This window comes from Erythrobacteraceae bacterium WH01K, from assembly GCA_027941995.1.
In the GTDB taxonomy this organism is placed as follows: domain Bacteria; phylum Pseudomonadota; class Alphaproteobacteria; order Sphingomonadales; family Sphingomonadaceae; genus CAJXSN01.
Genome location: CP115966.1, coordinates 1558128 through 1579967, shown reverse-complemented (window position 1 = coordinate 1579967; position 21840 = coordinate 1558128). Strand labels below are relative to the sequence as shown.

Sequence of the window (21840 nt, the reverse complement as noted above, 5' to 3'; positions counted from 1 at the left end):
GGAGGGGGTCAAGTGGGATAGCTTTACTTGGAAAAGATAATTACGTGAGAAGCGAAGGAGAGAGAGATTGATCGCTAGCCGCACCACAGCTCTAAGATTTGCCGTGCTAGGCCCGATTTCGATTTTAGCGATGGCTTCGCAGGCAAGCGCCCAGGATCAAGGTTGGACGTATGTTACTTCGACGAAATCTGGCACGAGCATCTTTCTGGATGAAGCATCTATAAGACGTCTACCGTCGAAGTTCGGCAGGAATTTTATTGTTGCTGAAGCTTGGGTCCTCTAAGAACACAGCGAAGATCGAACGACGAGAAACCGCGAAACGAAGACATTGGTGAGAGTTGCATGCGAACGCGGCGAAATGCAGCAAGTGTCTAGCATCTCCTACGCGCCGAATGGCACAATAACCTCGCGATCTCACGACATTGATGATTTTGATTTCCAATACCGGCGAACGGTACCGGGAAGTATTGGCAAGTCTATCCTGTTCGAAATCTGCAATTCGGACGGCTAGCTAGTTCAGACTCACCCGCCCCGCCGCGTGGCGCTCAAGTCGCCCGGCGATCTCCAGTTCCAGCAGCGCCAATTGCACCGCTGCGGCGGTTGCGCCCGATTGTCGGATGAGTTCGTCCACGGCCACGGGCGCGGTTGTCAGCAGGCTCTCTAAGTCGGCGGATTCGGCCTCGGCCATCTCCTCCGGCGCCCCTGCCAAACCAAAAGCGTCGTAATCCTGCGAGGCCTCGCGGAAGGTGCTGCGGGGGTTGCCATCGAAGTCGGTGAGGAGTTCGACCACGTCTTCGGGCGATTGCACCAGCACCGCGCCTTCGCGGATCAGGTGGTTGCAGCCGTGGCTGCGGGCTTCCAGCGGGCTGCCGGGGATGGCCATGACCTCGCGCCCCGCCTCGCCCGCCAGCCGTGCGGTGATGAGGCTGCCGGACTTGACCGCCGCCTCCACCACCAGCGTGCCGCCCGCCAGCCCGGCGATGATGCGGTTGCGGCTGGGAAAGTGGCTGCCGCGCGGCTCTGTGCCGGGCGGTTGTTCGGCGACCAGCAGGCCTTCGCTCGCAATCCGCTCCTGCAGCTCGGCGTGCTGCGGCGGGTAGGCGATGTCGATCCCGCTGGCGATCACGCCGATGGTGCGCGGAAACGCGCCCTCGTGCGCCGCCCCGTCGATTCCGCGCGCCAGGCCGGAGACGACGGTGAAGCCCTCTCCCGCCAGCGCAGAGGCGAACTCCCGCGCCAGCTTCACCGCCGCTGCGCTGGAATTGCGCGCGCCCACCATCGCGACGCAGGGTTTCGATGCCAGCGACAGGTCGCCGCGATAGCTGATGATCGGCGGCGCGCCCGATATCTGGCCCAGTAGGTCGGGATAATCCGGTTGGTCATGGAAAAGGTATTTCGCGCCGGCCTTACGCACCCCTTCGACCTCTCGCTCGATGCGGTCGACCGGTGCGGCCTTGTAGCTCGCCCCGCCCTTCTTGCCCAAGTCGGGCAGCGCCTCCAGCGCGGCCTCTGCCGTGCCGAAGCGCGCAAGCAGCTGGGCATAGCTGACCGGCCCGATACGCGGGCTGCGCAGCAGGCGAATGCGCGCGAAAGCTTCGGACTGGCTGAGGCTCACTTTTTCGACGAGCCGACCTTAGGCTCCTCGCCCCTCGCCAGCCGCGCGATGTTCTCGCGGTGCAGGTAGACGATCAGCACCGCGATGGCTGCCAGCACGGGAAAGAATTGCGGGTATCCGAAGAGCGGAGCGGCAGCGGCGGCAGCGACGACCGCCGCCATGCCGGCAAGCGACGATATGCGGAAGATCGCCAGAACACTCAGCCACACGAACGCGTAGGCCAGACCGATCGGCCAGCCGAGGCCAAAGGCGACACCCGCATTGGTCGCCACGCCCTTCCCGCCCTTAAAGCCGAGCCAGACGGGGTAGCAATGGCCAAGAACCGCAGCGCCCGCGGCGAAGGCCATCGCCTTCTCGTCCCAGATCTGCCCGGCCACGAACACGGCGACGAACCCCTTCGCAAGGTCGAGGAGCAGGGTGGCGGCGGCCAGCCCCTTGTTCCCGGTACGCAGCACGTTGGTCGCGCCGATATTGCCGCTGCCGATACTGCGCACATCGCCAAGACCGGCGGCCTTCGTCAGCAACAGGCCGAACGGGATGGACCCGATCAGATAGCCCATCAGGGCGGGAATCCACGCTTCCAAATCGACCTCCATTCGCCCCGAGCTTGTCGCGGCGGTCCATTGTCCTATAGCGCTGCACTAGAAGGAAAAGCACGGCCTGCACAAGCGCGGGCGCCCACGATCTGGAGCATTCGGTGAAGCCTGAAAGTCCCATCCTGCTGTTCGATTCGGGCGTCGGCGGACTTTCGATCCTGCCCGCCGTGCGCGAGGCCGTGCCCGGCGCGCCGCTGATCTACGCCGCCGACTTTGCAGGGCTGCCCTATGGCGGCAAGACCGAAGCGGAAATCGCCGCGCGGGTCTGCGGGTTGCTTGGCCGGCTGAGCGAGCGATACCAGCCGCGCCTCATTTGCATTGCGTGCAATACCGCCAGCACCATCGCACTGTCGATGGTGCGCGACGTGCTGGAGACCCCGATTGTGGGCACGGTTCCGGCGATCAAGCCTGCAGCAAAGCTGACGCGGACCGGCACCTTCGGCATTCTGGGGACGGAGGCCACGATCCGGCAGGCCTATGTCGACGACCTGGAACGGGAGCATGCCGGCGGCAAGACCATGCTGCGCCATGCCGCGCCCGACCTGGTGATGCTGGCCGAGGCGAAGCTGAGGGGCGAACATATCTCGGTCGACGCGGTGGCCAATGCCTGCACCGGCCTCAGCCTGCAGCAAGGGGGGCGCGACATTGATGTGGTGGTGCTCGCCTGCACCCACTTCCCGCTGCTGCGCGGCGAGCTGCAGGAGGCATTCGGCAAGGACGTTACGCTCATCGACGGGGCGCAAGGCATCGCCCGCCGCATCGCCGCCCTGTCCGACGGGCAGGAGTTCGCTTCCGGTCGCCCGGACCGCATGGTCATGACCGGCGGGGCCACCCTGCCAAAGCCGCTCGTCGAAACCCTCAAGACCTACGGCCTCGATCAGATAGATCGGATTTAACCCGCTTTCCTGCGAACGGTTCGCAAAGATCACGGTGGCATTCGAGGGATTGTGCCATTATCTGCGAGGCCGAAGCCATGAATTACGACCATATCTTCGACCAGGCGATCCATCGCCTTCATGCCGAGGGACGCTACCGCGTCTTCATCGACATCCTGCGCAACAAGGGTGCGTTTCCCAATGCGCGGTGCTTTGCCGGTCACAACGGCCCCAAGCCGATCACGGTCTGGTGCTCCAACGATTACCTCGCCATGGGTCAGCATCCCAAGGTGATCTCCGCAATGGAAGAGGCGCTGCACGATGTCGGCGCCGGGTCCGGCGGCACGCGCAATATCGGCGGCAACACGCATTACCACATCGAACTGGAGCGCGAGCTCGCCGACCTGCATGGCAAGGAAAACGCGCTGCTCTTCACCAGCGGCTATGTCTCCAACGACGCGACGCTGTCCACGCTGTCGAAGCTGCTGCCGGGCTGCGTGATCTTCTCCGACGAGCTGAACCACGCCAGCATGATTGCCGGCATCCGCAATTCCGGCTGTCCCAAACGGGTGTTCCGCCACAACGATCTGGAACATCTGGAAGAACTGCTGGCGGCAGAAGACATCGACGCGCCCAAGGTCATCGCCTTCGAAAGCGTGTATTCCATGGACGGCGACGTCGCTCCGATCCACGCGATCTGCGACCTGGCAGAGAAATACAACGCCCTTACCTATATCGATGAAGTGCACGCCGTCGGCATGTACGGGGCGCGCGGCGGCGGCATCTCCGAACGCGACGAGGCTGCGCATCGGATCGACATCATCGAAGGCACGCTGGGCAAGGCGTTCGGCGTCATGGGCGGTTATATCGCCGCCGATGCAAAAATCATCGACTGCATCCGCAGCTATGCCCCCGGTTTCATCTTTACCACCTCGCTCAGCCCTGCCCTCGTCGCGGGCGTGCTGGCCGCGGTGAAGCATCTCAAATCCTCGAGCGAGGAACGCGACGGCCAGCAGGCTGCCGCCGCCACGCTCAAGACCATGATGCGCGATGCTGGCCTGCCCGTGATGCCCAGCACGACGCATATCGTGCCGCTGATGGTCGGCGACCCGGTGCGGGCGAAGAAGATCAGCGACATCCTGCTCGCCGAATATGGCTGTTACGTTCAGCCCATCAACTATCCCACCGTGCCCCGCGGGACGGAGCGCCTGCGCTTCACCCCCGGCCCCGCGCATACCGAAGCAATGATGCGCGAACTGACCGATGCGCTGGTGGAGATCTGGGACAGGCTCGACATGGAGCTGGCCGAGGCCGCCTGAGCATAGGGTATTTTGCACCTGCGCGCCGCTGCGCTAGAGCCGCCTGAAATCATTTCAGGAGCATTCATGAGCGGCAATCCGGACCAGACCTTCGCTGAAGTCGTACGCGGGCGGAAATCCATCCGCGGCTATCTCGACAAGCCCGTGCCCAAGGCGCTGATCGAAGAGGTCATCGGCCTCGCCATGCGCTCGCCGACGTCGATGAATACGCAGCCCTGGCATTTCCACGCCATCACCGGCGAACCGCTCGACCGCATCCGCAAGGGCAATACCGAACGCATCCTCGCAGGCGAACCCGACAGCCGCGAATTCCGCCGCGGGGAGCCCTTTGCCGGCGTCCACCGCGAACGCCAGATCGAGGTCGCGGTACAGCTCTTCGGCGCGATGGGTATCGAACGCGACGACAAGGAAAAACGGCAGGACTGGGTCCTGCGCGGATTTCGCCAGTTCGATGCCCCCGTCTGCGTCATCGTGACGTTCGACCGGGAATTGTCGGGCAGCGACGACACCGCGTTCGATTGCGGTGCGGCCACCACCGCTCTCGTCAATGCGGCATGGAGCCGGGGTCTTGGCTGCGTGATCAACTCCCAAGGCATCATGCAGAGCCCCGTCGTGCGAGAACATGCGGGCATTCCGGACGACCAGGTCATCATGAAAGCGGTGGCGATGGGCTGGCCCGACCCCGAGTTTCCGGCAAACTCCGTCTACACCAATCGCAAGGATCCCGAAGACGCTGTCCGTTTCGTCGGATTCGAGGACGATTGACCGGGAGACTGCGGGTCCATCGCAAGCCTTGGTGGCGGCCCCCGACTTAGGGGGTTATTAACCACGCAGTGCCTATTGCAGCCTTCAAAGGTCGCAAGAAAGGCAGGTCACCACAGCAATGTCGGTGCGTTCAATCCTGAGCAGTCTGGGTAGCCGCGGTGACGCCGGCGATGCCGCTGCAGCTGCAAACGATGCACAGTCCAAGCCGGGGCACTTCGGCGAAACCCGTCTCCAGGTCATGGAGGATATCGAGGATGCGGGGATCGGGTGGATATGGGCCAGCGATGCCGAAGGGCGCCTGACCTACATCACCGAAGCCGCTGCCGGTTCGGTCGGCAAGCAGCCGGAAGAACTGGTCGGCCAGAAAGTCGTCGAACTGTTCGAGACCGATCCGGACAATCCCGATCAGGGCACCCAGCGTCCCTTCAGTTTCCAGCTGAAAGCGCACACGAAGCTGAACGGGCTGACGGTTCGCTATGCGCTCGGCAAGTCCCGGCATGACGTGAAGCAGACCTGGTGGACGCTGACCGCGCATCCCAAGTTCGATGCGAACGGCAATTTCGTCGGCTATCGCGGCTATGCCGAGGATGTCTCAGTCGAATACGAGCGCAAGCTGATCGATTCCCGGCTGGCGGAATTCGATTCCCTCACCGGCCTCGCCAACCGCCATTACATGAACAAGCGGCTCGACTCGATTTTGGCCAGCTACCGGCAGGCGGAACGGGCCTGCGCGCTGATGATGCTCGACCTCGACAAGTTCAAGCAGGTCAACGACACGCTCGGCCATGCGGCCGGGGACAGCGTGCTGGTTCAGGCATCGGAACGGATCAAGTCGATCATCGGCAATCGCGGCGAAGTCGGACGCCTTGGCGGCGACGAATTCCAGATCATCCTGCCCGATATCGACGATCGCGGGACCCTGGGCGAGATCGCCGAGAAGATCATCGCCATCGTCAGCCAGCCCTACCCCCTGGAAGATGACAAGCGCGCCGTCATCGGCACGTCCGTCGGCATCGCCATCGCGCCCTATGACGGGCTGGAGCGGGAGGAACTGGCGAAGGCATCCGATCTTTCGCTCTACGCGGCAAAGAACGGCGGACGAGGCCAGTTTCGTTTCTATGCGAGCGACCTGAAGGACGAAGAGCAGGAGCGACAGGCGCTGCTCGACGATTTGCGCGAAGCCCTGGCGAATGGGGATCTGGAACTGCATTACCAGCCCGTGGTCGACGCGGTCGACAACACGGTGGTCTGCATGGAAGCGCTGATGCGCTGGCAGCACGAGGAACGCGGTTTCGTAAGCCCGGCGCAGTTCATCCCGGTTGCGGAGGAAAGCGACCTCATCAACCAGATGGGCGAATGGGCCCTGCGCCAGGCGTGCAAGGATGCATCCGAGTGGCCGTCGACGGTGAAGGTCGCGGTCAATGTCTCGCCGGTGCAGTTCGCCACGCGCAACTTCCCCGAAGTCGTGGCCAATGTCCTTGCCCATAGCGGCTTCGAGCCCGGACGCCTGGAACTGGAACTGACCGAGACGATCTTCCTCGGCGATTTCGAAGCGACCGACGAAACCTTCAAGACGCTGAAGGGTCTCGGCGTGAGGCTGGCTCTGGACGATTTCGGAACAGGATATTCCTCGCTCAGCTACCTGCGCTCCGCCCCGTTCGACAAGATCAAGGTAGACCGCAGCTTCGTCGATTCCTGTACCGAGCAGGAGCAGAACAGCGCCAAGATCATCGCTGCCATCGTCGGCCTGTCCAATGCGCTGAGCATGGAAACCACGGTCGAGGGCGTCGAAGCGTTCGACCAGCTGAAGGTCGTGCGCGACAAGGGCGCGAAGCTGATCCAGGGCTGGCTCTATTCGAAGGCGCTTACGCAGGAGGTCATCCTGCAATGCATCGAAAGCGGCAGTTTCAAGATCGAGCCGGAAGGGCCGGACAAGTATCGCAGCGAGCGACGCTCCGTGTTCCGCAAGATCGGCATCATTCACGACGATCATCATTATACCGCCACGATGCGCGACCTGTCGACGCGCGGTTCGCGTATCGAGGGACTGGCCGGCGTTCCGGTGGGGACGCCGCTGGTGCTCGACCTTGGCGGCGGACAGCTGGTCGTGTGCGAAGTGAAGCGTTCGCGGGATGCGACCATCGCGGTCGAGTTCGAATCCCCGCTGGTGAGCGACGGGGCCGGCGGCCTTTGCACGCGGCACCGGGTCTCTCCCTATGCGCTTGCCGCTGCGGGGATGCCGCTCACTTCGATTCCGGAAGGCCGCTATCCGCACGAGGCGATCTCCGGCAAGCCGACGAGCAAGCCGCAATTCATGGAAATCCAGGTCGGCGGGAAAGGCCTGGGCTGAAAGTCCACAAGATAAGTTGATTTCGTTGCAATTCGCACCGATATGCGTGTCATGAGTGACGGAAAGCCATCGAACGGTTCGGACAAGAACCAGCCTCCCGTATCATTCGAGCCTCCGCCGGAATGGGTCCTGACCCTGATCGAGGCGAGCCCGATTGCATCCGTCGTTTCCGATCCGCGCCTGCCCGACAATCCGCTGGTCGCCGTCAACAAGGCATTCGAGGAACTGACCGGTTTCTCTGCCGAGGAATGCGTCGGTCGCAATTGCCGCTTCCTGGCGGGCGAAGGCACCGAACCTTGGCTGACGGAGCGCATCCGCGAAGGCGTGAGAGAGCGCAAGCCGGTTCTGGTCGAGATCCTGAATTACAAGAAGGACGGAACCCCGTTCCGCAATGCCGTTCTGGTCGCGCCGATCTATAGCGACGACGACGAGTTGCAGTTTTTCCTCGGCAGCCAGGTAGAGGTGTCGGAAGACCAGTCCAGCGTATCGATCGGTCGCCAGCGCCGCGCGACGGAAGCGCTCAAGACCCTTTCGCCGCGCCAGCTCGAAGTGACCCGGATGGTGGCATCGGGCCTGCGCAACAAGCAGGTTGCCGCCGAGCTTGGCCTGTCGGAAAAGACGGTCAAGATGCACCGCGGCCTGGCGATGGAGAAGCTGGGGCTGAGCTCCAGTGCCGACCTCGTCCGCATCGCGGTAGAGGCCGGTATCTGAAGCCATGGACTTCGGGTCAGGCTGTTAATCGCGGCGCCGGTTCCCAAATAAAACCTGCCGGCTGAACCTGCTGTCGAATCTCCCCCTTTAAGACGAAGGTCCAGTCGGCACCCTCCCCCCGGGAAATCCCCGCAAAACTCAGCGCAGATTGACCACGTTGTCGGTCGCCGGGCGATCGCGGTCGCCGCGGTACAGGCTCGCCATCGGCTCGTCTTCCACGTCGATGCTGATTGCCTCGCCAAAGCCGTTGAAGCCGGTTTTCATCGCGGCGCCATACGCACCCAGCATCCCGATCTCGATGTAGTCGCCTGCCTGGATATCCTCCGGCAGCGCGAAGGGACCGGGCATGTAATCGGCATCGTCGCAGGTCGGACCGTAGAACGCGAAGTCCATGTCCGGCTTGATCAGGTCGTCTTCCAGCGGCTTGACCGGGAATTTCCAGTCGACATGCGCAGCATCGAACAGCGCGCCATAGGCCCCGTCGTTGATGTAGAGCTCGTCGCCCCGGCGTTTCTCCACCTTGACCACCAGCGAAGAATATTCCGCCGACAGCGCGCGGCCGGGCTCGCACCACAGTTCGGCGTTGTAGGCGATGGGCAGCGCGTAGAAATGCTGGTGGATGATCTGGAAATAATCTTCCAGCGGTGGCGGCTCCATTCCGGGATAGATGCTCGGGAAGCCGCCGCCCACGTCGATCATGTCGATCACGACCGACGCCTCTGCGATGGCGGCGCGGGTGCGGTCCAGCGCCTGCACGAAGGCAAACGGGCTCATCGCCTGGCTGCCGACATGGAAGCACACGCCCAGCCAGTCCGCATGCTGGCGAGCGACCTGCAACAGGGCCGGCGCCTCGGTCAGGTCGCAGCCGAACTTGGCCGCCAGCGACAGGGCCGCATGCTCGCTCGACACGCGCAGGCGCACGCAAAGGCGCAGGTCGGTTGCGGGATTGCCGTCCTCGTCGCGGCAGGCCTCGACGATCTTTTCCAGTTCCTCGACGCTGTCGAGACTGAACGTCTTCACACCGTGCTGGCGATAGGCTTCTCGAATGGCGCCCGGCGCCTTGATCGGGTGCATGAAGCACAGCGTTGCATCGGGCAGGACCGAGCGCACCATCCGCACCTCTGCAATCGAGGCGACGTCGTAATGCGTCACGCCATTGTCCCACAGGATCTTCACGAGATCCGGCGAGGGATTGGCCTTCACGGCATAGAGCGACTTGCCCGGGAATTTCTCGACAAAGAAACGCGCCGCGCGCGCTGCTGCGTGCGGACGGTTGAGAATGACCGGTTCATCCGGCGAAAGCGCGCGGACTACAGCCTTGGCGTCGGGAAAATGCTGCAACTCAAGGGACCCCCTAAACAATCCTTGCGGACCGTGAAACGACACGCTGCCTTGCGGTTAGGAAGTCCCCCCATTTCCGGGGGCGGGGCAGCAGGAGGCGCGCATATAAATCGTACTTCATGAAACGCAAGTGAATACCGCCTGTGCCTTCCGCAAGTTTCTAAGGGGTGCTTCGGGGCTGATCTGCGATGGATCGTGCGCTCAGCTCAGACGGCTGCGAAAATCCTCGTATCCGAACGCCTTCACCTGCTCCAGCGCGTCGGTTTCGCTGTCCCACAGCCAGATCGATGGCAAGGGAACGCCGTTGAACGTGTTGGTCTTCACCATCGAATAATGCGCCTGGTCCAGGAACGCGAAACGCTGGCCTGCCTTGGCGCCGCCGGCCACGTGGTAATCGCCGATGATGTCGCCTGCGAGGCAGGACGGGCCGCCGAGCCGCACCGGGGCCCCTTGCCCTGCCCCCTCGCCCAGCATGGCCGGGCGATACGGTGCCTCGATCACGTCGGGCATGTGGCAGGTGGCGGATACATCGGTGATCGCGAAAGGCACCCCGTTCACACCGGTGTCGAGGATTGTCCCGACGAGGATACCCGCATCGAGCGCAACCGCTTCGCCCGGCTCGAGATAGATTTCCGCGCCGGTATCTTCCTTCGCATCCTTGAGGAACTCCACCAGCTCCTCGCGCTGGTAATCGGCGCGGGTGATGTGATGCCCGCCGCCCATGTTGATCCATTTGAGCTGCCCGAACCATGGCTCGATCGCATCGAACACCTTGTCCCAGGTCTGCGCCAGCGGCTCGAAATCCTGCTCGCACAGATTGTGAAAGTGGATACCCTCCACGCCTTCCATGTGCTCGGGCTCCAACTGGTCGAGCGGGAAACCGAGCCGACTGCCGGGGCTGGACGGATCGTAGCGCGGAACCTCGCCTGTCGGCACCTGCGGGTTAATCCGCAGCCCCACGCTGACATCGCCACCGGTCAGCTTGGCCTGTTCCAGGATCAGGGCCGCGCGCTCCATCTGCTTGGGCGAATTGAAAATCACGTGATCCGACAGGCGGCAGACCTCTTCCAGATCCTCCGGCTTGTAGGCGGCGCAATAGGTGCTGATCTCGCCATCGTAGAACTCGCTGGCGAGGCGTGCCTCCCACAGACCGCTGGTGCAGACGCCGTCCAGATATTCGCCAAGAAGCGGCGCGACCGAGAACATCGAGAACGCCTTGAGCGCACTCAGCACCTTGATGTCCGCCTCGTCCCGGATGGCTGCCAGCACCTGGCAATTCGCCCGCAACTTCGCCGCGTCGACGACGAATGCGGGACTGTCGACCCGCGATAGGTCGAACTGCGCAAACGCGCCCGGATCGCCGGCTTTTGTTTCCATCAAGCTATTCTCTCTTTTATTGAGTTGATGTGCATAACCCACCAAGAGATTGCATCAGAATATACATCCCGAGCATCTTCGCCCGCCCGGTAACCTTTGGTCAGAGGCATAAAAAGACACTCGTCCAATTCGTGTCTCTCTAACTCTCCGTCAGAGTGCTCTAGCAAAACCGGAATTTCGCTCACGTCCAGCAGGTCATGGTCGTACGTGTGAATGACTCTATCGCGCGAACCCTTGATAAATTCGCGACACATCTCGTCATTCCGATCCTGCTGAAATTGGAGCAAAATAGACGATTTGATCCGTTCGCTCCTGTTGCCGTCTACCTTGTTAAGAACATCTCCGACCAACCGTAAGAGAGCTAAGGCTCCGATCCATTGGATTCGCAACAAGTCGTGATCCGACTCGGCTTCCATCGCCTCGTGCGCGAGTCGGCAGTCGGTCAACACTTCTTCAGCTGTGAGTTGCATACTGGTTAGAAGTCGACCGGTCCGTCCATTTCCCTCACCTGCCAGGGCAGGCCGTGTTCGTTCAGCATGTCCATGAAGGGATCGGGGTCCATTTCTTCCATGTTGAACACGCCGTCACCGGCCCACTTGCCCTGCACCATCATGGCCGAGCCGATCATGGCGGGCACGCCGGTGGTGTAGCTGACCGCCTGGTTGCCGGTCTCCTCGTAGGCCGCCTCGTGGCTGCAGATATTGTTGATGTAGAACGTCTTCTCGCCGGAGCCATCCAGCGCCTCGCCGGTCGCGATGACACCGATATTGGTGTTGCCCTTGGTCGTCTCGCCCAGCGTTTCGGGCTTGGGCAGCACGGCGGCGAGGAATTGCAGGGGGATGATCTCCTTGCCCTGGTACTTGATCGGCTCGATCCCCGTCATGCCGACATTCTGCAGCACGGTCAGGTGCTTGATGTATTCGTCGCCGAAGGTCATCCAGAAACGCGCGCGCTCCAGTTCCGGATTGAACTTCGCGAGGCTTTCCAGCTCCTCGTGATACATGAGGTAGGCGTTTTTCGGACCGACCGCCTCGAAGTCGAACTCGGTCGAAACCTGCATGGCGGGCGTTTCGATCCACTCGCCGTTTTCCCAATGACGCGCGGGCGCAGTCACTTCGCGGATGTTTATTTCCGGATTGAAATTGGTGGCAAAGGCCTGCCCGTGGTCGCCGCCGTTGCAATCGAGGATGTCGAGCTGGCGGATGGTCTTCAGCTTGTGCTTCTTCAGCCACATGGTGAAGACGGATGTGACGCCCGGGTCGAAGCCGGAGCCCAGCAGCGCCATCAGCCCGGCGTCCTTGAACCGGTCGTGATAGGCCCACTGCCACTTGTATTCGAACTTCGCCTCGTCCTTCGGCTCGTAATTCGCGGTGTCCAGGTAATCGACGCCCGCCTCCAGGCATGCGTCCATGATCGGCAGGTCCTGGTAAGGCAGCGCGAGGTTCACGACGAGGCTGGGCTGCACCTTCTTGATAAGGTTGACCATTGCCGGGACTTCCTCGGCATCGATCTCGTAGGTGGCGATGTCGACCCCGGCACGCTCCTTCACGCTGGCGGCAATCGCATCGCATTTCGATTTCGTGCGGCTGGCGAGGTGGATGTCGGAGAAAATGTCCTTGTTGAACGCCATCTTGTGGACGCAGACCGAACTGACGCCGCCGGCACCGATTACGAGAACTGTTGCGGATTTGGACGACATCGAAGGCTCCTGCAGGACGCTGAATGGTGAATTTGCTTGCCGCTCACATAAGCCAATGCGCTAGGACGACAAGATGATCCGAACACCTCGATCCACTGGCGTGCACGATGCGCTGGCCAGCCTGCGCGCCCTTCCCCTGCTGCCCACGCCCCTCCTGCCGCTGGAGATCGACGGTGTCCGGCTCCATGCAAAGGTCGAGAGCCTGCAACCAGTCGGGGCGTTCAAGATACGCGGCGCGTGGTGGCGCCTGTCGAGCCTCTCGGCCAGCGAGCGGGACGCCGGGGTCGTTGCCGTATCCAGCGGGAACCATGCGCAGGGCGTCGCTTGGGCGGCAAAACGGCTGGGGATAGAGGCGACCATCGTGATGCCGCGCGACGCACCGCCCGTAAAAATAGAGGCGACAAAGACTCTCGGCGCGAAAATCGTCCTTTACGATCGGCCGGGAGAGGACCGGGACGAGGTCGCGGCTACCGTGCTCGGGGCACAGGGCGGCACGCTGGTCCATGCCTTCGGCGACCCCTGGGTGATCGAGGGTCAGGGCACGGCCGGACTAGAAGCAGCGGAGCAACTCGGCCGCAATCCCTCGCGCTTCGTCGTCTGCTGCGGGGGCGGCGGTCTGGCAGCCGGGATCGCCCTCGCCTGCCCGGACAGCGCCATCGTTCCGGTCGAACCGGAAGGCTGGGACATGGTGGGACAGGCATTGCGGAGGGGCGAGATCGTCTCCGTCGGCGAGCCCAAACCCAAGACCATCTGCGACGCCCTGCAGCCCGATGCGACGAAGCCGATAAACCTCGGCGTGCTACAGGGGCGCAGCGATCCGGGCGTGACGGTCTGCGACGACGAGGTGCGCGAGGCCCAGCGGTTCGCCTTCTCCCGCCTCAACCTCGTGGTGGAACCGGGCGGCGCAGCGGCACTGGCCGCCGTGATTGCCGGCAAGGTGGAAACCGACAGCGATACGGTCGTGATGCTGACAGGCGGAAATGTCGATCCGGAACGTTTCGCGCAAACGATCTCCACAGGCACGGTGCGCGGCGGGGCGGCGTGAATTGACAACGCTCCGCTGCCCTTGCAGCTAGGCGGCGCAACAGGGAGAGTTCGAATGCAGGCTCAAATGCTCGCGCCGGCGGCGGTTCTGGTCGTGTGGTCGCTGGTCATGCTGTTCTGGATGGCCGGCACGCGCTTCCCCGCCATGAAGGCGGCGGCAGGCAATCTCGCGAACGCTAGGCCGGGCGGCCGGGGCCAGGATCTCGAAGGGGTCGTGCCCGACAAGGTCAACTGGAAAGCGCACAATTACGCGCACCTGATGGAACAGCCGACGATTTTTTATCCCACCGTGATCATCCTCGCGATCATGGGTGCATCGGCCATCGACGTGCTGTTCGCGTGGATTTACGTCGCGCTTCGCATCGTCCATTCGGTGTGGCAGGCCACGGTGAACAAGGTGAGCGTCCGCTTCCTGTTCTTCGTTCTTTCGACCATCGCCCTGATCGTCCTCGCCCTGAGGGCAGTATGGGCGACCCTTTTCTTTGACCCGGGAGCATTACCGGTATGACCGATACAGCCATTCTCCAGCCCCTCGTCGCGCTGCTGGTGTGGACGATGATCATGTGGGCGTGGATGTACGCGACCCGCATTCCCGCCATGAGCAAGCAGGGCGTTTCGCCCGGCGAACTGGCGGAGAACAACACGGCCGCCCTGCTGGACACCAAGCTGCCGACCAGCGTCCAGCGCAAGGCGCACAATTACAATCACCTGCACGAACAGCCGACCGTATTCTATGCAGCCGTGCTGGTGCTGGCGATTACCGGCCAGGGCGGCGAGATGAATACGCTGCTGGCCTGGATCTATACCGGCCTTCGCTTGGTCCACTCGCTGGTGCAGGCGACCGCCAATGTGGTGATGGTGCGTTTCGTGCTGTTCGCCCTGTCGAGCGTGGTGCTGATCGCGCTGATCTTCCACGCCGCCGTGACGGTCTTCGACATCCACATGTAAAGGCGCCCCGGGCGCCAGACTGATACCCGGAGCGCCAGACCGGTACCCGGAGCGCCAGAGACCTACTCTGCCGCTTCGGGAACGGCCTCCACATGACCGTCGGGTTCGATTTCGAGCCCGGCGATGAAGCGTTCTCCGTCAAGCGCCGCCTGGCAGCCCATGCCTGCCGCCGTAACTGCCTGGCGGTAGACCTTGTCGGTCACGTCGCCTGCGGCGAATACGCCCGGCACTTCGGTCTTGGGCGTGCCCGGCTCGACCAGCAGATAGCCGCCATCGTCCATCGGCAGCTTGCCCTTGAACAGTTCCGTCGAGGGCGCATGGCCGATGGCAACGAACGCGCCGTCCACTTCCAGCGTCGATGTCTCGCCCGTCTGCGTGTCCTTCAGCACGAGGTGGTGCAGCGAGCCATCCTCGCCGGCCTCGAAGCTTTCGACCGTCTTGTTCCACAGGGTCGAGATCTTGTCCGACTTGAACAGGCGGTCCTGCAGGATTTTCTCCGACCGCAATTCGTCGCGGCGGTGGATCAGCGTCACGTCGTCGGAATGGTTGGTCAGGTACAGCGCTTCCTCGACTGCGGTGTTGCCGCCACCGATCACCGCGACTTTCTTGCCGCGATAGAAGAACCCGTCGCAGGTCGCACAGGCGGACACGCCCTTGCCGCCCAGTTCCTGCTCTCCCGGCACGCCCAGCCACTTGGCCTGCGCACCGGTGGCGATGACCAGCACGTCGCCGATATATTCGTCGCCGCTGTCACCGATGGCGCGGAAGGGCGAACCGCCGTCGATATCGACCTCGACAATGGTGTCCCACATCATGCGCGTGCCGACATGCTCTGCCTGCGCCTTCATCTCTTCCATCAGCCAGGGGCCCTGAACCACGTCGCGGAAGCCGGGATAATTCTCGACATCGGTGGTAATCGTCAGCTGGCCGCCGGGCTGCAGGCCCTGGACCACAATGGGCTCCATCATGGCGCGCGCGCCGTAGATCGCGGCGGAATAGCCTGCGGGGCCGGATCCGATGATGAGCATCTTGGTGCGATGGGTAGCCATGTCAGTCCTGTCCGTATTCGTATCTGCAATCGGGTTTCGTATGACGTTTCATATGGGAAGCGCCGGGCCGGTTGTCACTCCACGAAGCGCGCCTTCAGCCGGTCGCGCATCGCATCGTCCACACCTATCGCCTGCGTGAGATAGGCATCGAACGACCCGTGCGAGGCGGTCACACGGTCTAGATAGGTGTGCAAATATTCGCGGCGCACCTCCAGCAGGCTGCGTACGGCATCCTCGTCCAGCTTCCCGATCCGGGCCTCGATCCCCGGTAGCGACTGCCGCTTGAGCACTTCCAGCGTGGGCGCGTCGTTGGTCAGCAGGAATTCCCGTTCGATGGATTCATGCGGAACCCCAAGGACATGCAGAACCATGCTGGCCGCGATCCCCGTGCGATCCTTCCCGGCAAAGCAGTGAACCAGGCTCGCACCCTCGTTTTGGTCCAGGGCCTGGAAGAAGCGCGAGAACATGGAAATCATCGCCGGGTTTTCCGGCATCCTGGTATAGACCGCCGTCATGCGCTGGCGGGCATAGTCGGCCGTCACGGCGGTGCTACCCACATCCTCGTGCGGGGGGCTGCTGGTCGTCTCGCCCGGATGGGAGATCACTTCCGCGTCGAACCCGTCGCTGCGGCGGCAGGGATTGCGGGTCCGCTCGCTTTCACCGCGCAGGTCGATCACGGTCCGGATGCCGAGCGCGTCGATCGCTGCGAGGTCGGCGTCTTCCGCTTCGACATGCTGGCCGGAGCGATAGAGCAGTCCGGTACGCACGCGGCGTCCGTCGCTGGTTTCGTAGCCGCCGTAATCGCGGAAGTTGTGAATGCCCTGCATGGGCAGGAAGGGATTGCGAATCATGGCCCCGGTGGTGGCAGGCGCGCCGCGTCGCGGCAACCTCGGCCAGCAAGCGAGCACCTATCCGTAGCAGTGCCTACCCCCCTGCCCATCCCTGCGTAGCATGCTGCGGATAGAAGCGATGGCCTGACGGGAGCAATTGCGAGGACAGTTTTTCCATGGCTCACATCCTGATCGTCGACGATGACGAACTGATCGCCGAAATGGCATCCGAAATCCTGATTACGAAGGGCCACGCCTGCGGCTGGGTCACCAGCGGGGAAGAGGCACTGGACCTGCTCAAATGGCGGCGGCCGGACCTGATGCTGCTGGACCAGGGTATGCCCGGCATGTCGGGGGCGAAGGTGCTGCGCGAGGTGCGCGGATCGAAGAACCTCTACGACCTGCCCGTCATCATGTTCACCGCCATGACGGGTGCGGGCGACGAGGAACAGGCCCGGTATAACGGCGCGCAGGATTACATCCGCAAGCCGTTCGATCCCAAATTCATGCTGCTGAAGGTGAAGCAGGTGCTCGCCGCGAGGGCCGAAAGCCCGAAGCATCTGGAACTGGAGAAATTCCTCGCCCGGTCGAACAATATCGCATGGGAAGAGGATGCCCCGCCGGTGCAGCGCTACTGCTGAACGCGCCTATTGCGCTTCGCCCTCTCCGGCGAGGTCTGCGACGAAGTTCTCCGTCCATATCTGTACGTTGTCGTCGCGGACCGTAGCAATGCTGGCTTCGTAGCGTTCGCGCCGCTCCTTCAGCGGCATGTCCAGCGCCTTGCCGATGGCGTGCGCAAGATCGTCGGGGCTGTGCGGATTGACCAGCAGCGACCGATCAAGCTGCGCCGCGGCGCCGGCAAACCGGGACAGGATCAGGACGCCCGGGTCCTCCGGGTCCTGCGCGGCGACATATTCCTTCGCCACCAGGTTCATTCCGTCGCGCAGCGGAGAGACCATGCCGATTTTCGCGGCACGGAAGAAACCAAACAGTTCGGCGTGGCTGTATCCGCGGTTCACATATCTGATCGGAACCACGTCGACTTCGGACCGCGCACCGTTGATCTGGCCGGTCTTCTGCTCCAGCTCGTTGCGGATCTTCTGGTAACTGTCGACATCTTCCCGGCTGGGCGGTGCGATCTGGATATAGACGAGGTCGCGCACCCGGTCCGGATTCTGGTCGAAGAACCGTCCGATCCCGTCGATCCGTTCCGGCAACCCCTTGGAATAATCCAGCCGGTCCACACCGATCATGGCCGTCCGGCGGCGGGTCGACGACAACAGCCGCTGCGCCGCCTGCCTTGCCTCGCCCGTCTCGCCCTGCGCCTGGAAATGGTCCCAGTCGATCCCGATGGGATAGGCGCGCGCGGTGCAGGTCCGCCCCTGATAGGTGATGCGGCCGCTGGCTTCGTCGATATCGGCGTGCAGTTCCTTCTCGCAGTAATGCAGGAAGCTTTCGAGCCATTCGCGGGTCTGGAACCCGATGACGTCATATTCGAGCATCGCCATCACCAGCCGTTCGTGGAAAGGCAGGGAGACGAACAGCCGCGTCGGTGGCCATGGAGTGTGCAGGAAGAAGCCCATACGGTTCTTCAGCCCCCGGGAACGCAACCGCTCGGCCAGGGGCAGCAGGTGGTAATCATGGACCCAGACGAGATCGTCGTCCTCGATCAGGGGGGTGACGCTTTCGGCGAAGCGTTCGTTGACCCGTTCATAGCCCTTGCCCGTCTCCCGCTCGTAACGGGTCAGGTCGAGCCGGTAGTGGAACAGCGGCCACAGGGTCGAATTGGCGTAGCCGTTGTAATAGTCGTCGACCTCCTGCGAAGTCAGGTCGATGGTCGCCGTGGTCACGCCGTCGTGGCGCTGCATGTTGATCGTGCCGGCCGCCTCGTCGCTGTCCCTGCCGGACCAGCCGAACCAGACGCCCTTGTGTTTCTTCAGCGCGGAATTCAGCGCGCCCGCCAGGCCGCCCTGCGCACCCGCCGCACCGCGCGCCTTGGGAACGGCGACGCGGTTCGAGATGACGACCAGTCGGCTCAACGCACTTCACTCCACGGTTTGGACAGCAATCCGGCGCAATTGATTATACCCACCAGCGAGTAGGTCTGGGGGAAGTTCCCCCAGAGTTCGCCGCTTTCCCAGTCGAGGTCCTCGCTCAGCATTCCGGACCCCGTCGTATGCCCCAGCATGGTGGAGAACAGGGCGTGCGCTTCTTCGCTACGACCGGCGAGATGCAGCGCCTCGATCAGCCAGAAGGTGCAGACATTGAACGCGGTCTCGGGCGCGCCGAAATCGTCTTCCGCTGCATAGCGCAGCATGTGCGAACCGCGCCGCAATTCCTTTTCGATCGCCTCGAACGTCGATTTGAACCGCGGGTCTTCCGGCATCAGGAATTTCAGGTCGATCATCTGCAGCAGGCTGGCATCGAGATAATCGCTCTCGAAACTGGCCTTGTAATGGCCCTGGTCGCCATTGCCGTCGCCTTCGACCCACGCCTTTTCCTCGATCGTGGCGCGAACCTGGTCCGCCCTCTCCTGCCACAGCCCGGCACGGTCGGCCTTCCCGATCAGCCTTGCAGTGCGCGCCAGCCGGTCGCAGGCGGCCCAGCTCATCACGGCGGAATAGGTGTGCACTTCCTGTCGGGTGCGGAATTCCCACAGGCCGGCATCGGGCTGGTCGTGCATCTTCCACGCCATTTCGCCGACCTGCTCCAGGCTTTCGAAATCGTGATCGTCGGCGATCCGCAGCAAACGCTTGTCGAGGAAGCCCTGCACGGTCGGCAGGACGATCTGGCCATAGCAGTCGTGCTGCACCTGCTTGTAGGCGGCATTGCCCCGCCGCACCGGCCCCATGCCGCGATAGCCCGCAAGATGCGATGCCGTCGTTTCGTCCAGCTCGCTTTCGCCCATCACGGAATAGAGCGGCTGTATCTGGCCGCCCTTCGCGCCGTCGACGATGTTGCGCAGATAGCCGAGATATTTCTCCAGCACGTCCAGCGCACCCAGCCGGTTGAGGGCCTGCACCGTGTAGTAGGAATCGCGGATCCAGCAGTAGCGGTAGTCCCAGTTGCGCTCCGAATGCGCAGCTTCGGGGATGGAGGTCGTCAGCGCGGCGACGATGGCGCCCGTTTCCTCGTGCTGGCACAGCTTCAGCGTGATCGCGCAGCGGATAACCTCGTCCTGCCATTCGAACGGGGTGGCAAGGCCGCGGACCCAGGTCTGCCAGTACTTGCGGGTGGACTGCTCCATCCGGCGGATTTCCTCGCGCAGATTGCCCATGAAGGGCTCGTCGGGCCCGAGGAAGAAATGCGTGTCCTCTTCCAGTCGGAAGCTGCGCTGTTCCATGACATATCCGACAGGCGCGTCGGTGCTAAGCCGCAGGGCCTGCTGCCCGGTCAGGTAGCGGACGTGATTGGTGCCGCTGGTCGTCTCCGCGACCTGCGCGCCGTAATTCCTGAGCGGGCGCAGCACGACTTTCAGGCGCGGATTGCCTGCGATCGGGCGCACGATCCGGGCATAGGCGACGGGCCGGTACATCCGCCCCTTGCCTTCGTAGCGCGGACAGAAGTCCAGCACTTCCGCGGCGCTGCCGTCTTCCGCCTCCAGCCGCGTCAGCAGGATGGGCGTATTGCGGATATAGCTCTGACTGGCGGAGACCTGCCCTTCCAGTTCGAAGCGCCAAGTGGCCCCATCGCGGTTGTCGCCGTTCAGCAGCGAGCAGAACACCGGGTCGCCATCGACGCGGGGCACGCAGCCCCAGACCAGCGCACCCGTTTCATCGACCAGCCCGCTGACCTGGCAATTGCCGATCGGCCACAGCTCCAGGTTCGCCTGCCGCTTTTCGCCGGGCGGGGTCACAGTTTCAGCCATTTATAAACCTCTTTAACGCCGGCAAGGCGGTAACGGGCCGCCTCGCTCGGTCTTTCACCTACTGCAATTCCGAAGCCGCCTGCTTCCTCGCATGCGCGGAAACCGTCTTCGTCCGTGATGTCGTCCCCGATGAAGACGGGCATGGCCCCGGCCCGGCCGGGTTGCTGCATCAACAGCCGGACAGCGCCGTCCTTTCCCGTACCGGGCTGGACCAGCTCGATGACATGCTTGCCGACCTTGCAGGACAGCCCGGCATCGCGCGCAACATCGCGGCCGAACTGGACCATGGCATCGAACCGTTCGGGATTCTTGCGGGAATGGAGCCCTGCGCCGTGCGGCTTGTCCTCGAAATAAAGGTCGTTGCGCCGTGCATAGTCTTGAAGCTGGTTTTTCACATCGTCCGCGATGGGGTCGGCGGAACGCAGGACCGTGCCGTCATCGGAAATCACGTGGCTGCCGTGCGAGCCTGCCCGGTCGATGCGCGGCTCGCCGAGGAACTCGCTGATTTCCGCGAGCGGCCTGCCCGTCACCAAGGCCAGGCCCCCGTCCATAGACGAATTGCGTGCCGCCAATCGCTGTCCGAGATCCCCGGGCACCTCGATTGCCCCCGGCTCGTCCGCAATGGCAACGAGGGTTCCGTCGAAATCGAGAAACAGCGCAAGCGTGCCCAGACTGTCCAGTCGCGGCGGCGGACCGAGGGGGGATCGTGCGCTCATGCCGGTATGCATACGGGATGTGTGCTGCACCGCAACATGGCGGATACGTAATTGTTCACATGGGGAACGCGAAATGGCCGCTCCCGAAAAGGGGAACGGCCATAACGCGCAAATATGCTCGCAAGCTTCAGGAGATGGTTTCCATCGCCATCACCTTGCCCACCCAATCGGGCGATTCCGCAGCGTCGGCCAGCACCTTGGCAACGTCGCCGCGCGCGGCCTCGCCTTTCGGATCCACATTGTCGCCGAGGCGGATTTCGCCGGTCGGACCGTCATCGGTCAGGGCTACCGGACGCAGGATCGCATATTCCAGGTCCGTCTTCATCAAATGCTCGTCCGCCTCGTGCTTTGCCTGGAGGTAGTGCGCGAGGTCGCTGTCCGGATCGGGATCGCCCGCCCCGATGCTGCTGAGCATGACGAAGCGGCGGACGCCCTTGGCCACCGACTGGTCGATCAGCGCCTTCGCGCCGTCGCGGTCGATCTTGTCGGTCATTTCGGCAGAGGTGTCACCGCCCGATCCGGCGGCAAACACCACCACTTCGCAGCCGTCCACAGCGCTGTCCGACAGATCGGCAAGGTCGTCGGTGCGCTGCTCCACCCCTTCCGGCAGGCCGGAGGTGTCGGAACTGTCACGGACCATCGCGACGGGATCATGCCCTCGCTCTTTCAGTTCATGGACGAGGCGCTGGCCGGTATTGCCGGTCGAGCCGGCGACGAGAATTTTCATGATACAGTTT

General features: G+C 63.0%; 21 protein-coding genes. 9 read left to right on the top strand and 12 right to left on the bottom strand.

What is annotated here, in order from left to right:
• Positions 1-511 precede the first annotated feature (511 nt).
• Together dprA and plsY are read right to left on the bottom strand one after the other, a co-directional pair.
• Positions 512-1615 carry a DNA-processing protein DprA gene (dprA, locus tag PF049_07835; GenBank protein WBY15529.1) on the bottom strand — a complete coding sequence of 368 codons (1104 nt, stop codon included), beginning with the start codon at positions 1613-1615 and terminating at the stop codon, positions 512-514.
• Positions 1612-2211 carry a glycerol-3-phosphate 1-O-acyltransferase PlsY gene (plsY, locus tag PF049_07830; GenBank protein WBY15528.1) on the bottom strand — a complete coding sequence of 200 codons (600 nt, stop codon included), beginning with the start codon at positions 2209-2211 and terminating at the stop codon, positions 1612-1614. Before plsY ends, dprA begins: the two co-directional genes overlap by 4 nt.
• A 101-nt stretch (positions 2212-2312) precedes the next feature.
• Here plsY and murI point away from each other — a divergent pair, with 101 nt between their 5' ends.
• The 5 genes from murI (at position 2313) to PF049_07805 (ending at position 8231) form a co-directional block, all read left to right on the top strand.
• The gene (gene murI / locus PF049_07825; protein WBY15527.1) at positions 2313-3107 is read left to right on the top strand and encodes a glutamate racemase; all 795 of its coding nucleotides are present in this window, start codon (positions 2313-2315) and stop codon (positions 3105-3107) included.
• A gap of 77 nt (positions 3108-3184) precedes the next feature.
• Complete coding sequence (gene hemA / locus PF049_07820) at positions 3185-4405, top strand: 5-aminolevulinate synthase (GenBank protein WBY15526.1); 1221 nt, start codon at positions 3185-3187, stop codon at positions 4403-4405.
• 66 nt (positions 4406-4471) lie between these two features.
• Positions 4472-5170: a nitroreductase gene (locus PF049_07815; protein ID WBY15525.1), complete on the top strand. Its 699-nt coding sequence runs from the start codon at positions 4472-4474 to the stop codon at positions 5168-5170.
• A gap of 118 nt (positions 5171-5288) precedes the next feature.
• Positions 5289-7520 (top strand): EAL domain-containing protein, encoded by a 2232-nt coding sequence (locus tag PF049_07810; protein WBY15524.1) that lies wholly within the window; start codon positions 5289-5291, stop codon positions 7518-7520.
• 51 nt (positions 7521-7571) lie between these two features.
• A complete protein-coding gene (locus tag PF049_07805) occupies positions 7572-8231 on the top strand; it encodes a LuxR C-terminal-related transcriptional regulator (GenBank protein ID WBY15523.1) in 660 nt (219 codons plus the stop codon).
• Positions 8232-8369: 138 nt separating this feature from the next.
• Here PF049_07805 and PF049_07800 read toward each other — a convergent pair whose 3' ends face one another.
• The 4 genes from PF049_07800 to PF049_07785 all read right to left on the bottom strand — a co-directional run bounded on the left by PF049_07800 (position 8370) and on the right by PF049_07785 (position 12648).
• Positions 8370-9572, bottom strand: coding sequence for a type III PLP-dependent enzyme (locus PF049_07800; protein WBY15522.1), 1203 nt, complete (start codon positions 9570-9572; stop codon positions 8370-8372).
• Between the two features lie 201 nt (positions 9573-9773).
• A complete protein-coding gene (locus PF049_07795) occupies positions 9774-10949 on the bottom strand; it encodes a carboxynorspermidine decarboxylase (protein ID WBY15521.1) in 1176 nt (391 codons plus the stop codon).
• Positions 10949-11419, bottom strand: coding sequence for a hypothetical protein (locus PF049_07790; GenBank protein WBY15520.1), 471 nt, complete (start codon positions 11417-11419; stop codon positions 10949-10951). Before PF049_07790 ends, PF049_07795 begins: the two co-directional genes overlap by 1 nt.
• Before the next feature lie 5 nt (positions 11420-11424).
• A complete protein-coding gene (locus tag PF049_07785) occupies positions 11425-12648 on the bottom strand; it encodes a saccharopine dehydrogenase family protein (GenBank protein ID WBY15519.1) in 1224 nt (407 codons plus the stop codon).
• A 73-nt stretch (positions 12649-12721) separates the two neighbouring features.
• On the opposite strand from PF049_07785, the gene PF049_07780 reads away from it, so the two are divergent.
• From PF049_07780 to PF049_07770, 3 genes are read left to right on the top strand one after another with little or no spacing between them, the layout of a single operon-like run.
• On the top strand, positions 12722-13693 hold the full coding sequence (locus PF049_07780; GenBank protein ID WBY15518.1) for a threonine/serine dehydratase: 972 nt from the start codon (positions 12722-12724) through the stop codon (positions 13691-13693).
• Positions 13694-13747: 54 nt separating this feature from the next.
• Positions 13748-14200: an MAPEG family protein gene (locus PF049_07775; GenBank protein ID WBY15517.1), complete on the top strand. Its 453-nt coding sequence runs from the start codon at positions 13748-13750 to the stop codon at positions 14198-14200.
• On the top strand, positions 14197-14640 hold the full coding sequence (locus tag PF049_07770) for an MAPEG family protein (protein WBY15516.1): 444 nt from the start codon (positions 14197-14199) through the stop codon (positions 14638-14640). Before PF049_07775 ends, PF049_07770 begins: the two co-directional genes overlap by 4 nt.
• A gap of 62 nt (positions 14641-14702) precedes the next feature.
• Here the strand turns inward: PF049_07770 and trxB are convergent, their stop codons facing one another.
• Both trxB and PF049_07760 read right to left on the bottom strand, forming a co-directional pair.
• Entirely contained in the window at positions 14703-15689 is a 987-nt protein-coding gene (gene trxB / locus PF049_07765) for a thioredoxin-disulfide reductase (protein ID WBY15515.1), read from the bottom strand.
• A 74-nt stretch (positions 15690-15763) separates the two neighbouring features.
• Positions 15764-16540 carry a tyrosine-protein phosphatase gene (locus PF049_07760; protein ID WBY15514.1) on the bottom strand — a complete coding sequence of 259 codons (777 nt, stop codon included), beginning with the start codon at positions 16538-16540 and terminating at the stop codon, positions 15764-15766.
• A gap of 155 nt (positions 16541-16695) precedes the next feature.
• Between PF049_07760 and PF049_07755 the strand changes: the two genes are divergently transcribed.
• A complete protein-coding gene (locus tag PF049_07755; protein ID WBY15513.1) occupies positions 16696-17160 on the top strand; it encodes a response regulator in 465 nt (154 codons plus the stop codon).
• Positions 17161-17166: 6 nt separating this feature from the next.
• On the opposite strand, the gene PF049_07750 is transcribed toward PF049_07755, so the two are convergent.
• The 4 genes from PF049_07750 to PF049_07735 all read right to left on the bottom strand — a co-directional run bounded on the left by PF049_07750 (position 17167) and on the right by PF049_07735 (position 21830).
• A complete protein-coding gene (locus PF049_07750) occupies positions 17167-18558 on the bottom strand; it encodes a trehalose-6-phosphate synthase (GenBank protein ID WBY15512.1) in 1392 nt (463 codons plus the stop codon).
• Entirely contained in the window at positions 18555-20387 is a 1833-nt protein-coding gene (locus tag PF049_07745; GenBank protein ID WBY15511.1) for a glycoside hydrolase family 15 protein, read from the bottom strand. Before PF049_07745 ends, PF049_07750 begins: the two co-directional genes overlap by 4 nt.
• Positions 20372-21103: a trehalose-phosphatase gene (gene otsB / locus PF049_07740; protein WBY15510.1), complete on the bottom strand. Its 732-nt coding sequence runs from the start codon at positions 21101-21103 to the stop codon at positions 20372-20374. The genes PF049_07745 and otsB overlap by 16 nt, the downstream gene beginning before the upstream one ends.
• 127 nt (positions 21104-21230) lie before the next feature.
• Positions 21231-21830, bottom strand: a complete 600-nt coding sequence (locus PF049_07735) for an SDR family oxidoreductase (protein WBY15509.1) — start codon at positions 21828-21830, stop codon at positions 21231-21233.
• Positions 21831-21840: the final 10 nt, after the last annotated feature.

What these genes read in the sequence shown, in the direction of transcription:
- plsY (WBY15528.1), bottom strand. Translation starts at nt 2,211, where the DNA reads ATGGAGGTCGATTTGGAAGCGTGGATTCCCGCCCTGATGGGCTATCTG.
- hemA (WBY15526.1), top strand. Translation starts at nt 3,185, where the DNA reads ATGAATTACGACCATATCTTCGACCAGGCGATCCATCGCCTTCATGCC.
- PF049_07815 (WBY15525.1), top strand. Translation starts at nt 4,472, where the DNA reads ATGAGCGGCAATCCGGACCAGACCTTCGCTGAAGTCGTACGCGGGCGG.
- PF049_07810 (WBY15524.1), top strand. Translation starts at nt 5,289, where the DNA reads ATGTCGGTGCGTTCAATCCTGAGCAGTCTGGGTAGCCGCGGTGACGCC.
- PF049_07805 (WBY15523.1), top strand. Translation starts at nt 7,572, where the DNA reads ATGAGTGACGGAAAGCCATCGAACGGTTCGGACAAGAACCAGCCTCCC.
- PF049_07795 (WBY15521.1), bottom strand. Translation starts at nt 10,949, where the DNA reads ATGGAAACAAAAGCCGGCGATCCGGGCGCGTTTGCGCAGTTCGACCTA.
- PF049_07790 (WBY15520.1), bottom strand. Translation starts at nt 11,419, where the DNA reads ATGCAACTCACAGCTGAAGAAGTGTTGACCGACTGCCGACTCGCGCAC.
- PF049_07785 (WBY15519.1), bottom strand. Translation starts at nt 12,648, where the DNA reads ATGTCGTCCAAATCCGCAACAGTTCTCGTAATCGGTGCCGGCGGCGTC.
- PF049_07780 (WBY15518.1), top strand. Translation starts at nt 12,722, where the DNA reads ATGATCCGAACACCTCGATCCACTGGCGTGCACGATGCGCTGGCCAGC.
- PF049_07775 (WBY15517.1), top strand. Translation starts at nt 13,748, where the DNA reads ATGCAGGCTCAAATGCTCGCGCCGGCGGCGGTTCTGGTCGTGTGGTCG.
- PF049_07770 (WBY15516.1), top strand. Translation starts at nt 14,197, where the DNA reads ATGACCGATACAGCCATTCTCCAGCCCCTCGTCGCGCTGCTGGTGTGG.
- trxB (WBY15515.1), bottom strand. Translation starts at nt 15,689, where the DNA reads ATGGCTACCCATCGCACCAAGATGCTCATCATCGGATCCGGCCCCGCA.
- PF049_07760 (WBY15514.1), bottom strand. Translation starts at nt 16,540, where the DNA reads ATGATTCGCAATCCCTTCCTGCCCATGCAGGGCATTCACAACTTCCGC.
- PF049_07755 (WBY15513.1), top strand. Translation starts at nt 16,696, where the DNA reads ATGGCTCACATCCTGATCGTCGACGATGACGAACTGATCGCCGAAATG.
- PF049_07745 (WBY15511.1), bottom strand. Translation starts at nt 20,387, where the DNA reads ATGGCTGAAACTGTGACCCCGCCCGGCGAAAAGCGGCAGGCGAACCTG.
- otsB (WBY15510.1), bottom strand. Translation starts at nt 21,103, where the DNA reads ATGAGCGCACGATCCCCCCTCGGTCCGCCGCCGCGACTGGACAGTCTG.
- PF049_07735 (WBY15509.1), bottom strand. Translation starts at nt 21,830, where the DNA reads ATGAAAATTCTCGTCGCCGGCTCGACCGGCAATACCGGCCAGCGCCTC.